The 306-nt window shown below is 36.6% G+C and carries 1 protein-coding gene; it reads left to right on the top strand.

Annotation, left to right across the window (positions count from 1 at the left end):
* Positions 1–277: hypothetical protein (locus BZK24_RS08580; RefSeq protein ID WP_143424416.1), on the top strand; the 277-nt coding region annotated here is incomplete at its 5' end.
* Positions 278–306 lie beyond the last annotated feature (29 nt).

Raw genomic sequence — 306 nt, 5'->3', positions numbered from 1 at the left:
GCTCAAGCTCGTGAATGATAAGATAGTTGCGCATAATGTAGGAAGCGTTCCTTTGTCAGAGTATGATAAAATTGGCTTCAACCAGAAGAATATGAAAGATTATTCTGATTCGTTCAAGTTTTCCACCAAGTTGAACAATGCTGCAAAAGACATTAAGTCTGGCTTTACGCAATTTTTAGCCAATGCATTTTCTACAGGATACTACTGCTTGGCAAGAGAAAATGCGGAGCATGGAATCAAAAATGTTAATACAAAAGGTGGTTTCCAAAAATCTTAAAGGATTAAGGAGCACCAAAAACGCAAAAA

The sequence above is a fragment of the Helicobacter pylori genome (genome assembly GCF_001998165.1).
Lineage (GTDB): Bacteria > Campylobacterota > Campylobacteria > Campylobacterales > Helicobacteraceae > Helicobacter > Helicobacter pylori_DL.
The sequence above is the reverse complement of the archived record's forward strand: the minus strand, read 5'-3'. Positions and strand labels throughout refer to the sequence as shown.